The 13,231-nt window shown below is 62.7% G+C and carries 12 protein-coding genes; 2 read left to right on the top strand and 10 right to left on the bottom strand.

The window, feature by feature from the left end; all coding sequences use genetic code 11:
• The 10 genes from trpB to B0G71_RS32485 all read right to left on the bottom strand — a co-directional run bounded on the left by trpB (nucleotide 1) and on the right by B0G71_RS32485 (nucleotide 11,545).
• Nucleotides 1-1,194 (bottom strand): tryptophan synthase subunit beta, encoded by a 1,194-nt coding sequence (trpB, locus tag B0G71_RS32530; protein ID WP_106313332.1) that lies wholly within the window; start codon nucleotides 1,192-1,194, stop codon nucleotides 1-3.
• 60 nt (nucleotides 1,195-1,254) lie between these two features.
• Complete coding sequence (locus B0G71_RS32525) at nucleotides 1,255-1,968, bottom strand: phosphoribosylanthranilate isomerase (RefSeq protein WP_116147015.1); 714 nt, start codon at nucleotides 1,966-1,968, stop codon at nucleotides 1,255-1,257.
• Nucleotides 1,965-2,777 (bottom strand): tRNA pseudouridine(38-40) synthase TruA, encoded by an 813-nt coding sequence (gene truA / locus B0G71_RS32520; RefSeq protein ID WP_116147013.1) that lies wholly within the window; start codon nucleotides 2,775-2,777, stop codon nucleotides 1,965-1,967. The genes B0G71_RS32525 and truA overlap by 4 nt, the downstream gene beginning before the upstream one ends.
• On the bottom strand, nucleotides 2,774-5,398 hold the full coding sequence (locus tag B0G71_RS32515) for a FimV/HubP family polar landmark protein (RefSeq protein ID WP_116147011.1): 2,625 nt from the start codon (nucleotides 5,396-5,398) through the stop codon (nucleotides 2,774-2,776). Before B0G71_RS32515 ends, truA begins: the two co-directional genes overlap by 4 nt.
• A gap of 139 nt (nucleotides 5,399-5,537) precedes the next feature.
• Nucleotides 5,538-6,659 carry an aspartate-semialdehyde dehydrogenase gene (gene asd / locus B0G71_RS32510; RefSeq protein ID WP_116147009.1) on the bottom strand — a complete coding sequence of 374 codons (1,122 nt, stop codon included), beginning with the start codon at nucleotides 6,657-6,659 and terminating at the stop codon, nucleotides 5,538-5,540.
• Between the two features lie 364 nt (nucleotides 6,660-7,023).
• Nucleotides 7,024-8,091, bottom strand: a complete 1,068-nt coding sequence (gene leuB / locus B0G71_RS32505) for a 3-isopropylmalate dehydrogenase (protein WP_106313336.1) — start codon at nucleotides 8,089-8,091, stop codon at nucleotides 7,024-7,026.
• Nucleotides 8,092-8,251: 160 nt separating this feature from the next.
• Complete coding sequence (leuD, locus tag B0G71_RS32500; RefSeq protein ID WP_116122652.1) at nucleotides 8,252-8,905, bottom strand: 3-isopropylmalate dehydratase small subunit; 654 nt, start codon at nucleotides 8,903-8,905, stop codon at nucleotides 8,252-8,254.
• An 87-nt stretch (nucleotides 8,906-8,992) separates the two neighbouring features.
• Nucleotides 8,993-9,151: an entericidin A/B family lipoprotein gene (locus B0G71_RS32495; RefSeq protein WP_116122653.1), complete on the bottom strand. Its 159-nt coding sequence runs from the start codon at nucleotides 9,149-9,151 to the stop codon at nucleotides 8,993-8,995.
• 6 nt (nucleotides 9,152-9,157) lie between these two features.
• Nucleotides 9,158-10,567, bottom strand: a complete 1,410-nt coding sequence (leuC, locus tag B0G71_RS32490) for a 3-isopropylmalate dehydratase large subunit (RefSeq protein WP_106282608.1) — start codon at nucleotides 10,565-10,567, stop codon at nucleotides 9,158-9,160.
• 273 nt (nucleotides 10,568-10,840) lie between these two features.
• On the bottom strand, nucleotides 10,841-11,545 hold the full coding sequence (locus B0G71_RS32485; protein ID WP_116147007.1) for a Crp/Fnr family transcriptional regulator: 705 nt from the start codon (nucleotides 11,543-11,545) through the stop codon (nucleotides 10,841-10,843).
• Nucleotides 11,546-11,744: 199 nt separating this feature from the next.
• On the opposite strand from B0G71_RS32485, the gene B0G71_RS32480 reads away from it, so the two are divergent.
• The gene (locus tag B0G71_RS32480; RefSeq protein WP_116147005.1) at nucleotides 11,745-12,635 is read left to right on the top strand and encodes a hypothetical protein; all 891 of its coding nucleotides are present in this window, start codon (nucleotides 11,745-11,747) and stop codon (nucleotides 12,633-12,635) included.
• A 122-nt stretch (nucleotides 12,636-12,757) separates the two neighbouring features.
• Nucleotides 12,758-13,216 carry a hypothetical protein gene (locus B0G71_RS32475; RefSeq protein WP_147308731.1) on the top strand — a complete coding sequence of 153 codons (459 nt, stop codon included), beginning with the start codon at nucleotides 12,758-12,760 and terminating at the stop codon, nucleotides 13,214-13,216.
• Nucleotides 13,217-13,231 lie beyond the last annotated feature (15 nt).

The raw sequence follows: 13,231 nt of genomic DNA, 5'->3' as shown, positions 1-13,231 counted from the left end.
TCAGAACTGAATGCCCGATCGCTCAGCGACCGTATGCATGTCCTTGTCGCCGCGGCCCGACAGATTGACCAGAAGGTACTTGTCCTTCGGCAGCGTCGGCGCGAGTTTCGCGGCATAGGCCAGCGCGTGGCTGGATTCCAATGCCGGAATAATGCCTTCGATCCGGCAGCAATCGTGGAACGCCTTGAGCGCTTCTTCGTCGGTGATGCCGACATATTCAGCGCGTTTGCTGTCTTTTAGCCACGCGTGCTCAGGGCCCACACCCGGATAGTCCAAGCCCGCCGACACCGAATGCGTCTCGATGATCTGGCCGTTCTCGTCCTGAAGCAGATAGGTGCGGTTGCCATGCAGTACGCCAGGGCTCCCGCCGATCAGCGACGCAGCGTGCCGGCCGGATTCGATGCCGTCGCCCGCTGCTTCGACGCCAATCAATTTCACCGAAGTGTCGTCAATGTACGGGTAAAAGATGCCCATGGCGTTCGAACCGCCGCCAACGCACGCAATCACCGCGTCCGGCTGGCGACCGACCAGTTCAGGCATCTGCACCTTGCATTCGTCGCCAATCACGCGCTGGAAGTCGCGCACCATCATCGGATAAGGATGCGGTCCCGCCACCGTGCCGATGATGTAAAACGTGTTTTCGACGTTGGTGACCCAGTCGCGCATGGCTTCGTTCAACGCGTCCTTCAAGGTCCGCGAGCCGGATTCAACCGGCACGACGGTCGCGCCGAGCAGCTTCATGCGGTACACGTTAGCCGCCTGGCGGCGCACGTCCTCAGCGCCCATATAGACGACGCATTCCATGCCGAAACGCGCGGCGATGGTCGCCGTGGCCACGCCGTGCTGACCCGCGCCGGTTTCCGCAATGACGCGCGGTTTGCCCATGCGCTTGGCGAGCAGCGCCTGGCCAATCACATTGTTGACCTTGTGTGCGCCGGTGTGATTCAGGTCTTCGCGCTTGAGGAAAATCTGCGCGCCGCCGAGCATTTCGCTCCAGCGCTGAGCGTGATAAATCGGCGACGGACGGCCGACGAAATACTTCAATTCGCGCTCGTATTCGGCGACGAATTCCGGGTCTTGCTTATATTTGTCGTATGCCGCACGCAACTCGTCGAGCGCGTGGACCAGCGTTTCAGCGACGAACACGCCGCCAAATTGGCCAAAATGGCCTCTTTCGTCAGGCAAGTTATACATGGTGATCACTTTTCTCAGTGTGGCGCGCGGCTCTCATGCGAGACAACCGCTGCGCCGGAATCATTCGGCGTCCGCTGCGCGCACCGCGCGTACGAATGCCGCCATCCGGGCGTGATCTTTCACGCCCTTGGCGCCCGGCGTTTCGATGCCGCTCGAGACATCGACCGCGTACGGGCGCACGCGATGGATCGCTTCACTGACGTTTTGCGCGTTCAACCCACCACTCAAAACGGCCCGACGCGCGAGCTCTGCTGGAATAAGTGACCAATCGAAGACCTTCCCGCCGCCGCCGTATCCTTCGACATGGGTGTCGAACAGAAGGCTGCTGGCTGCTGAATAGCTAAGAGCCGATTTTACCAAATCGGCCGGCTGAGTATCCGCCGCAACGCGCAATGCGCGCAACCAAGGCAAACCCGCAACGCCAGCGAGCGATTCGCACTGCTCCGGCGTCTCATCGCCGTGAAACTGCAGCAGCGTAAGGCCGACATTGCTCACGACCTCGCGGATCCAGTCCGGCGTGGCGTTGACGAACAAGCCGACCACCGAGACGAACGGCGGCACATCGTGCACCAGCTCGACCGCCTGCGCGACGCTGACCGACCGCGGGCTCGGCGGGTAGAACACGAGGCCGATTGCATCGGCGCCGAGGTCGATCGCGTGGAACACGTCTTCGGGCTTTGACAGGCCGCACAGCTTGATACGCGTGCGATGCGGCGCGGCCTGCTGCTGGGCGCCTTCGTGGGATTCGTTTGCGAGGTTTTCGGTTGAGTTCATGTTTGCGCTTGCTCGATCCATACGGTACTCCACGGCACGCTGCCCGTGTGCGGCGCGGGCACGGCGAATTGCGCAGGATAGCCCACCTGCGCCAGATACAAACCGTCCGGCATGAAGGTCGGCGCGGCGAAATCGCGATCGCGGCTCGCGAGCACCTCGGCCATCCATTCGACCGGACGACGGCCACCGCCGATGTAGACGAGGCAGCCCATCAGGTTGCGCACCATGTGGTGCAGGAACGCGTTCGCCCGAAAACGGAAATGGACGAAGTCGCCCTGTTGCTTCACGTCGATCTGATACAGGTGCTTGACCGGCGTTTTCGCCTGGCATTGCGACGAACGGAATGCCGAAAAATCGTGTTCGCCGAGCAGATGAGCGGCGGCCTTCTGCATCGCGTCGACGTCGAGCGCCGTATGCACCCAACCGGCCCGTGTCGCCAGCATCGGCGAGCGCACTGGATGGACATACAGCACGTAGTAATAGGTCCGCTCGAACGCGGAAAAACGCGCGTGGAACTCATCGGGCATCGGCTTGGCCCACTGCACCGAGATCGTCTTCGGCAGGAACGAATTGGTGCCGCGAACCCAGGAAACGTCGGCACGATCCAGTTCGGTATCGAAGTGCACGACCTGCCCAAGGCCATGCACGCCCGTATCCGTGCGACCTGCGACGACGGTTTGCACCGGTGTCTGCGCAAACTCGCGCAGTGCCCGTTCGAGCTCGTCCTGCACGGTGTTACGGTGCGGTTGCGACTGCCAGCCACAGAATGCCGAACCGTCGTACTGCACGCCTAGAGCAATACGCTTCACGACAACGGAGCGAGCGTCGAGAGCAACGCGCGGGCCTCGGTGCGCGTACCCGGATCGTTCGCCTCGATCACTTCGTTGATGAGCGCGCGCGCGCCGGACAAATCGCCGAGTTCGATGTATTCGGCCGCCAGTTCGAGCTTGTTGCGGGCGATGCGGCTGAGATCGTTCTGCGTGAACGCCGGCAACGGCTGGGCCGGGCTCGGCGGTAACTCGAGGTCGAAATCGAGCTTCAACGCGCCGAAGCCGGCCGCACCCAGACCGCTGCCAAAACCCGCGCCCAAGCCCGCGACGGCCGCGTGGCCTGCGGTGCCGGCAGTGATTTCGTCGGCGATATGCGGCGTGTCGTCGTCCGGGTGGAGCAATGGCACGGCTTGTTGTGCCGTGGTTTCCGGCGACGCGACCGGCTGGCTCGACAGTGAGGCGGGCGCTTGCAAGGCATCGGCGGGCGACTCGACGCGCGGGGGCAATGGCATGTCGAGGCTGCCGAACGCATCGACGGCGTCGCGCGGGAATTCGGTCGGCACGGCTGCGGGCGCGGACTGCGGTTGCGCTCGCGGTTCTGGCTCGCTCGACGGTTCCAGCCGCGCAGCCGGCGCGTCATCCCATTGCAGGCGGTGGGAGGGTTCCACATGCAAGAAGGCGTCGTCGACGGGCTCCAGCGGCGCCAGGGGCAAGGCCTCTGCGCCTAGTTCCGCTGCGGCGGCAAGGCTCGCGGCCGTGGTCGCGCTGTCGAAGTCGTCGTGGTGGGACGCTGGGAGGGGTTCGGGATTGGCACCGCTCTGAGCGGACGGAGCAATGGCTGGATTCAATTGCTCAGGTTCGACGGATGCGGGTGTTGCGGCGCGCTCTTGCGAGATGTGGTCGGACGCGCTGAGGTCGGGTGAAGGGAAAGCCCTGTGGGCTGCGGGAAGGTCTTGTGCTGCGTGGTCTGCGGCTGGGTGCTCGGCGTGCACTTGATCGGCCGCCGTGCTTTCGGCGGCGGTATGTTGGGCCTCGCCGTGCCCGGCGGCCGTGCGTTCCGCAGCAGCACGCTCAACCTCTGCGTGCTCCGCCGCCGTGCGCTCTGCCGCTGCAGCTTCAGCCGCAGCCTGCTCCGCTGCCGCCCGCTCCGCCGCTGCATGTGCTGCCGCAGCGCGCTCCGCTGCCACGCGCTCCGCCGCTGCATGTTCTGCCGCCGCGTGTTCTGCCGCTCTCTGTTCTGCCGCTGCCCGTTCCGCCGCGGCCCGCTCTGCCGCGGCTTGTTCTTGCACTACACGTTCCGCCGCCTCTTTCTCCGCCGCCTCCCGCGCGGCAGCCTGACGAATCTCCGCGTCGCGCTCTGCCGCAACCCGTTCCGCCATTTCACGCGCCGCCGCGTTGCCTTCCGCAGCTTCACGCTCCGCAGCCGCCTGTGCCGCCGCATTTCCAACGACCGCATCAGCGCCGACGTCCGACGCTCCGCGCGCCGGAGTCTGCTCGGGCGTCGAAGCGGCGTCCTGCGAGCCCGTTGCCCGCGGGGACACCCCCTTATCGCCGTCCGCCGACGCAGCCTCCGCCGCCCGTTCGCGCTTCCGCCGCCCCATACGCAGCGCCGTCAGCAGCGCGACCAGCGCCGCGCCAATCGCCGCCGCCACGCTCAACTCCGTCTGCGACATGCCGGCAGCATTCGATGTCGATGCCACCGGCGTCGCGCCATGACTCGGCACAGCCGCCGCTGACGACACGCCAACCGGCGGCTGCGCGACCCCGGCCGACGCCGTGCTCGTAGCGGGCGGCGTCCCACCGATGCCGTGCTTCTGCAACTCCATCAGCACGCGATTTTTCAGCGCGAGCAATTGCTGCAAGCTCGACACCTGCGCGCGTGGTTGCGATGCCGGCTGCGCGGCGGTCATCGCCGGAGTCGTTCCGGCGCCCGCCGTTGATGCGCCCTCAGCCTCGCTAGCCGAGGGCTGAATCGAGCCGGCCCACTCATGGGTGCCGCTGGCCGGCAATGCCGCCGCCTGCGATCCCGCGACCGGCGCGGATGCAGCCGTGCCACCCGGCGTTGCCGAGCTTGCTTCGGTGGCCGCACTGGCCATCGCCGAAACAGCGGGAGCGGCCGGCGTCGCCGCGCGCGCCGCCGCACTTGCTGCGCTTGCCGCCGCCGCATTGACCTGCGCCACGGCACTTGCCGCGTCGGCCGCCGGTGCCGCGTTGGTTGTCGCGTTGGGTGCCGCATTCGATGCCGAACCAGGCGCCGCCGCAACACCCGCCGCCGACGCCGCCAGCGCACCCGACGCATCCAGCACCGGCACCGTCAACACCGCGCCCAGCCGCAACCGGCTCGGGTCGTGGCTCATGAAGGCATTCGGGTTCGCATCGAATAACGCGCGCGAGGCGCGTGCGAGCGTCGCCTTGTCATGCGACTGCGTGACGGCAATCGCCACGTCGTTCAGCGACTGCCCGGGCCGCACCGTCACCTGGCCGCCGTTCGCGTACGAAACGGAGGCGGCGTCCGGCGCGCTGGCGGCGTCGCCCGGCGCGGCGACCGCGCTGCCCACGCCAGCGCACGCAAGCGCGGCGGACACAGCGGCGGCGGCCGTCAATCGGCTCGCACCCTGAAGATTGAACATAGCCCGAAGGGATGAGAGTCGAAGGTTCATCGGGACTCCTGGCGCGTCAGCGCGCAGCCCTTTTTTGCGGTTGGAAAGAGACAAGATAATCGGAGCACACAATGAAAAAAGCGCCGCGCAAGCGCGACGCTTCTTGAGTTTTCTACGCGTCGTGAGCGCGTAGTTTACTTTACTTGTCGAGCACAATGCGAAGCATACGACGCAGCGGTTCCGCGGCGCCCCACAACAGCTGATCGCCGACCGTGAAAGCCGACAGATATTCGCCGCCCATCGCCAGTTTGCGCACGCGGCCGACCGGCACCGTCAGCGTACCCGTCACCACCGCCGGGGACAGATCGCGCATCGACGCTTCGCGCTCGTTCGGCACGACCTTGACCCAGTCGTTGCCCGACGCGAGGATGCTGTTCACCTCGTCCAGCGGCACGTCCTTATTCAGCTTGATGGTCAATGCCTGCGAGTGGCAGCGCATGGCGCCAATCCGCACGCACAGGCCGTCCACGGGAATCGAACCCGGCGTGCCCATGGCCGGCTTGCCGAGAATCTTGTTGGTTTCCGCGCCGCCCTTCCACTCTTCCTTCGACATGCCGTTGCCGAGATCCTTGTCGATCCACGGAATCAGCGAGCCGGCGAGCGGTACGCCGAAGTTGTCGGTCGGCATGCGGTCGCTGTTCATCGCGGCAAGCACGCGACGGTCGATGTCGAGAATCGCCGACGACGGATCCGCCAGGTCTTCCTTGGCCGCGCCGTACAGCGTGCCCATTTGCTGCAGGAGTTCGCGCATGTTTTGCGCGCCCGCGCCCGAAGCGGCCTGATACGTCATGGCCGTCATCCAGTCGACGAGGTTTTCGCGGAACAGGCCGCCGAGCGCCATCAGCATCAGGCTAACCGTGCAGTTGCCGCCGATGAAATTCTTCTGGCCCTTGACCAGCGCGTTCTTGATCACGTCGAGGTTGACCGGATCGAGAATGATGACGGCGTCGTCCTTCATACGCAGCGACGAAGCCGCGTCGATCCAGTAGCCGTTCCAGCCCGCAGCGCGCAGCTTCGGGAACACTTCGTTCGTGTAGTCGCCGCCCTGGCACGAGATGATCGCCTCGCACTTCTTCAGGTCGTCGATGCTTGTTGCATCTTTGAGCTTGGTCTCGTTTTTGGCGAACGACGGCGCGTTGCCGCCCGCGTTGCTGGTGCTGAAAAACACCGGTTCGATAAGATCGAAATCGCCTTCCTGCTGCATGCGTTGCATCAGGACGCTGCCGACCATGCCGCGCCAACCTACGAGACCTACGTTCATGACTTCATACCCTTCGAATGGAAACTTCCCCGCATCTTTGCCCGCAGTGACCGCGCGGGGAAGATGAGCGGGCACGACGGACGATCAGCGTTTCGTGATCGTTTTCGGGGTAATCGTTTTGGTGGTGGTAATGGCGAACTCAACCGCACGGGCCGTTTTGCCGTGCAGTGTCGAAATCGAGGAGATTTGAGCTGTATGCGCCATCGCCACAATATACACGAAAACCGGAATCCGGCGACGTCAATGTCCGCGGTTGCCGTGCGTCGCTGTTGTCTGAATTGCGCGCGAATCGGCCTGTTTCGAGGCAGATTCGCGCTTTAACGGCCGTATGTGAACCTGAAGACCGCTTATCTTGCCTGCGAGCTTACAGCGCGGCGACAACCGCGTCGCCCATCGCGACAGTGCCGACCTGCTTGCAACCCGGCGTGAGAATATCGCCGGTACGATAGCCCTGTTCGAGCACCTTTTTCACCGCGTTTTCGATGCGATCCGCCTGCTCCGCCTTGTTGAGCGAATAGCGCAGCATCATGGCCGCCGACAGAATCGTGGCGAGCGGATTCGCGACGCCCTTGCCGGCGATGTCCGGTGCGGAACCGTGCGACGGCTCGTACAAGCCCTTGTTGTCCTTGTCGAGCGAGGCCGACGGCAGCATGCCGATCGAACCCGTCAACATGGCCGCTTCGTCGGAGAGAATGTCGCCGAACATGTTGCCGGTGACAACCACGTCGAACGCCTTCGGCGCCTTCACCAGTTGCATCGCGGCGTTATCGACGTACATGTGCGACAGTTCGACGTCCGCGTATTCCTTCGACACGTCGATCATCACGTCGCGCCAGAACTGCGAGGTTTCGAGCACATTGGCCTTGTCCACGCTCGTCAACTTCTTCTGGCGCTTTTGCGCCGCCTGAAACGCGACGTGCGCGATGCGGCGCACTTCAGGTTCCGAATAACGCATCGTGTCGAAGCCTTCCTTCGCGCCTTCGAACAGGCCGTCCGGCGACGAACGCACGCCGCGCGGCGCGCCAAAATAGATGTCGCCGTTCAGTTCGCGCACGATCAGGATGTCGAGGCCGGAAACGATCTCTTCCTTCAACGACGACGCGCCCGTGAGCTGCGGATAGCAGATCGCCGGACGGAAGTTCGCGAACAGTTGCAGGTGCTTGCGCAAACCCAGAATGGCCTGCTCCGGACGCAGCGCGCGTTCGAGCGAGTCGTACTTCCAGTCGCCGACCGCGCCGAACAGGATCGCGTCGGCCTCTTTCGCCAACGCCAGTGTCGAATCGGGCAGCGGGTGGCCCTTCGCTTCGTAGCCCGCGCCGCCAACCGGCGCTTCTTCGAGTTCGAACTTTTCGCCGAGCACGTTCAGAACCTTGACGGCTTCCTTGACGATTTCGGGACCGATGCCGTCGCCCGGCAACACTGCGATTTTCATGCGAATTCCTTGAGGTTTGCTTCGAGACTGTTGAGTGCCCCTGGACCCGTCGCTTCGCGCCAACCAGCCGCGCGGGGACAAGAAAAGTCGGAGCGGCCTTGGCGTTTTTTCTGGGAACTTGAATCAGCCGGCGGGCCTGGTTAGGCCCCGACGAACGCCCTTATCCGACGATGCGGTGATTCAGCCAAGGCTGCTTCGCAATACGCTCCGCTTCGAACTGGCGAATCTTGTCCGCGTGCCGCAACGTGAGGCCGATGTCGTCGAAACCGTTCAGCAGGCAGTATTTGCGAAACGCCGCGACTTCGAACGGATATTCGGTGCCGCCGTCCGACGTGCGCACGACTTGCGCCTCGAGATCGATCGTCAGGCTGAAGCCGTTGAACGCATACGTTTCGTTGAACAGGTGATCGACTTGCTGCTCAGTCAGCACGATCGGCAACACACCGTTCTTGAAGCAGTTGTTATAGAAGATGTCGGCGAAACTCGGCGCGATCAGCGCGCGAAAGCCGTATTGCTCCAACGCCCACGGCGCGTGCTCACGCGAGCTGCCGCAGCCGAAGTTCTTACGCGCCAGCAGCACCGAAGCGCCCTGATAACGCGGCTGGTTCAGCACGAAATCCGGATTCAGCGGACGCTTCGAATTGTCCTGACCCGGCTCGCCGTGGTCGAGGTAACGCCATTCGTCGAACGCGTTCGGCCCGAAACCCGTGCGCTTGATCGACTTCAGGAATTGCTTCGGAATGATCGCGTCCGTGTCGACGTTCTCGCGATCGAGCGGCGCCACGACGCCGGTGTGTACGATGAATTTATCCATGACGCTTGCGCCTGTTTCAAGACCGGGCAATGCGCGCGGCGGCCGGAAAGCCGCTCGGCGCAAAGCCGGCAAAAAATCAAAAACCGCTTATTTTTCAGCGTGGTTGCTGATCGAATTGCCGAGGTGCGACATGTCCTCGCCGAATCCGTGCACCGTGTTGCAACCGGCCAGACCGAGCAATAGCCCAGCCAGCGTACCGAGAGCGAAGCGGCGCAATAGAGTGGTGCGATTCATGTTCTTCATCATGCGTGTTTATCCAAGCTTGCGAATATCGACGAAATGCCCTTCGATGGCCGCAGCCGCAGCCATTGCGGGGCTCACGAGGTGGGTACGGCCACCGGCGCCCTGACGACCCTCGAAATTCCGATTCGACGTGGACGCGCAACGCTCGCCCGGATCCAGCCTGTCGGCGTTCATGGCGAGACACATCGAGCAACCCGGTTCACGCCATTCGAAACCGGCATCGGTAAAGACCTTGTCGAGGCCTTCACGTTCCGCCTGCGCTTTCACGAGACCCGAACCCGGCACCACCATGGCCAGACGAATGTTCGGCGCCACGCGGCGGCCCAGCTTCTTCACGACGTAAGCCGCGGCGCGAATGTCCTCAATGCGCGCGTTGGTGCACGACCCGATGAAGATTTTATCCGGCTTGATCGATTCGATCGGCGCATTCGGTTCGAGCGCCATGTATTTCAGCGCGCGCTCGATGGCGTCGCGCTTGACCGGGTCTTTCTCGCGATCCGGGTCCGGCACGTAGCCGTCCACGGCCGTGACCATTTCCGGCGACGTGCCCCATGTGACTTGCGGCACGATCTCAGCGGCGTTCAGTTCGACCACGCGGTCGAATTGCGCGCCTTCGTCCGACTTGAACTGCTTCCAGTACTCGACCGCGTGATCCCACTCCACGCCTTCCGGCGAGAACGGGCGGCCTTTCAGATATTCGATGGTGGTGTCGTCGACCGCGACCATGCCGGCGCGCGCGCCTGCTTCGATCGCCATGTTGCAGACCGTCATGCGGCCTTCCATGGAGAGCGCGCGAATGGTCGAACCGCCGAACTCGATCGCGTAACCGGTTCCGCCTGCCGTGCCGATCTTGCCGATGATGGCCAGCACGATGTCTTTCGCGGTGCAGCCGCGCGGCAACGCGCCTTCGACCTTCACCAGCATGTTCTTGCTCTTCTTCTGCAAGAGGGTTTGCGTGGCCAGCACGTGCTCGACTTCCGACGTGCCGATGCCATGCGCCAGCGCGCCGAATGCGCCGTGCGTGGACGTGTGCGAGTCGCCGCAGACGATCGTCATGCCCGGCAGCGTAGCGCCCTGCTCCGGCCCGATGATGTGCACGATGCCCTGACGCAGATCGTTCATCTTGAACTGCGTGATGCCGTAGGCGTCGCAGTTCGAATCGAGCGTATCGACTTGCAGCTTGGAAACCGGATCGGCGATGCCGTGGCTGCGGTCGGTGGTCGGCACGTTATGGTCCGAGACCGCCAGATTCGCGCTAATACGCCACACCGGACGCTTGGCCAGCTTCAGGCCTTCGAACGCCTGAGGGCTGGTGACTTCGTGCAGCAGGTGACGGTCGATATAGAGAATCGTCGTGCCGTCTTCTTCCGTGTGGACCACGTGTGTGTTCCACAATTTGTCGTAGAGAGTCTGTGCCATGGTATGCGGGGTAGTAATGACTTCGGGCTGACTGTGTCGGTCGATTATGCCACGCAGAACCTCGCTCCGGGCCGCTGAATCTCGCGAAAAACCGATAAAAAACAGGGAGTTGGGTGGTAGTGGCGATACCTGTATCGGCGTTACCCGGCAAGGGCGCGCGCGTAAGCTGGTTGCTTGCAAACGAAATCTGTTCCGGAGCGAACAAACCTGTTCGTTGGAAATGGAACAAAGAACGCTGTTCTGGCGGCAAGGATCCGTCTCTGGATTTGCGTCTCAAGGACCGGGATTTTCGATACTGGCAGCGTGCAGGCGATCAAAATCAAGAATAACGATCTCCCCGAATTTCAGATCGACGATACCCTGACTCTCGAGGTTCTTGAGCAGCTGGTTCGTCGTCTGCCGTGTAAGCGAAACCATTGAAGCCAAGGTGTCTTGCGAAAGCTTTATCCTGCTCCGTTCGGCATTAATCCCGCCGTAGCCGCCAGCGATCAGCAATAAGCGACTTGCCAAGCGTTGAGCGGCCGGCAACAGTGTCATGGCTTCGTTGTTTTCGAAGGAGATTCGGATTTTTTGCGCCATCAACAAGCCAAAATTCCGCCAGTAAGCAGGGTTAGCCTTAAGCAGGCTTTCCAACGATGCACCGGGTACATGAAGCACGAGAGTGTCACTTATCGCTGAGGCATCGTGCGGACGAGGCAGCCCGTCGAACATCGAGATTTCCCCGATCCAGGCGGTTGGCCCAAGTACGGCGAGCAGCGCCTCTTTTCCATCCGCTCCGACGGTGCCGATCGACAATGCACCGTCGAGAACCGCGTACAGGCCGAACGACTGGTCGCCGCGCCGATAAAGCTGTTGCCCCTTCTTTAGCCGGAGCAGGTCAGAGTGAGCGACAAGATAGTCCTGAAGCTCGATCGGTAAATCCTTGAACCACGGTGTTGTTGCCAGTTGTGGCCTATAGCTTTGTACATAGGAATTCATTTGGCGCCAATCTGTCGGGTAGCTGATAGATATTAGCCGGTTTCGACGACATGATCGGGGCTCATGTCTGACGGCGCGGAGCGGTTATCGCGGGCGTCGGCCCTGTTCGAGCGGCACGAGTGGCAGCAATGGCAAAATGCCTGGGGCATGCCGCACCACGTGAGTCGAACGAATCTCTTCCTTTACGAGGTACGCAGTCGTGGAACATAAACATATTCCGGGTCTTGTCGATGTCATCAAGGTGGATCAGCCTGCCGGCATCCTTCAAATCGCGCGTGACGGCACGCTCGACCGCGCCTTTGGGTCAGGCAAGCCACTGCTCAACCGTCTGTTGGTCCGCCGCATACTCGGGGTGCTGTCGTACAAAGGTCATCGATTCCCGACGATGAGCGCGAGAAAGGCAACTGGACGCGAGATCCAGCAGGACGCGTTGTGGCACAAACTCAACGCCGCCGCACCGGATATCCGCGCGGCGCCCGCCGACCTGGAGCCGTTGGCAGCGTGGGTTCGCGGCACAAACACTGACGTTGCAGTCGGGCCGCTTGTGCAGCAGGTCATAGGTCGTTTATTCAGTCCCACCTTCGAAGCTGGCGAGGCCACCTGGGCCGCTGCGCAAGTCCTTGCTGCATCGCTTGCGCCGGGCAATGCGCTGCGTAATCTGGCCTGGAAAGTAACCGGCAAGGTGACGCGCGCCAAGGCGTTACTCGTTTCGATGGTCGGTGGAGACCTTGCAGGCGTCCACGCCGTCAGCGTAGCAATACACAATGTCGTAAAAGGCCTGAATCACATGCGTGGTCTTTATCTCGACGCCTCGGTGCGGCAGACACTCACAGCCGAGGTGGCCAGCCATCGCTGCCTTTTCGCCCCAGGCGTGGTCCTTCGTCAAGCGACATCGAGTGGATCGGTCGGTGGCTGCCCTTACTCCGCGGGTACGCTGCTGTTGTTGGAGCTGGAGAAGGCTCGGCAGACGAGTGGCGACGAATCGATGATTTTCCTTGCCGACACCTGGAGTCGCTGCCCGGCCGAGCAATGGGTGCCTGCGATGCTGGAAGGTGTATGGAGGCGAGCCACAAGCGCTCGTGAACAGTAAGACCCGCTTCGTTTGCACCGTAGCCGGTGTGTACGCGTCGAGCAAGCATATCGGCAGTCGAGACATTCTCATGGTCATTCGGCCGCCGGCCTTCGTGAAGGCACCTGCTGGACTTTCTCCCCATGGACACTCTCGAACGAAACCGCCCGTTGTCTGCATCCGAGATGTTGCTCGCTCGTTGGATGCTTGAGCATGGCGAGCCAAAGACGCGAGAGTTTCTCGAACAGCTCGCAGCGGCCGAGGTAACGCCATCGCGCTGTCCTTGCGGCTGTGGGTCCATCAATTTCCAGATCAAGGGCCGCGAACCTGCACCACCGGGCGCACACATCCTCGGGAACTTCATTTCCGGCCCGGTCACTGCGCCGGCCGGAATATTCATATTCGAGAGCGGCGGTTTGTTGAGCGGCATCGAGGTCTACGGGCTGGCGGGCGACGCTCCTGCACAGTTGCCCCGAGAAGAGACGCTTCGGCATTTCTCTACCGGTGGCGGTGTCATCGAAGGTCCTGGCTCGCACGTCGAACTGGCCGTTAGCGGCAGATCTCGCGTTTCGACACGGCACTTGAGGGCTGTCAGTTTGTAAGCGTCATACGAGTTG

This window comes from Paraburkholderia sp. BL27I4N3, assembly GCF_003386115.1.
Taxonomy (GTDB): domain Bacteria; phylum Pseudomonadota; class Gammaproteobacteria; order Burkholderiales; family Burkholderiaceae; genus Paraburkholderia.
The sequence above is the reverse complement of the archived record's forward strand: the minus strand, read 5'-3'. Positions and strand labels throughout refer to the sequence as shown.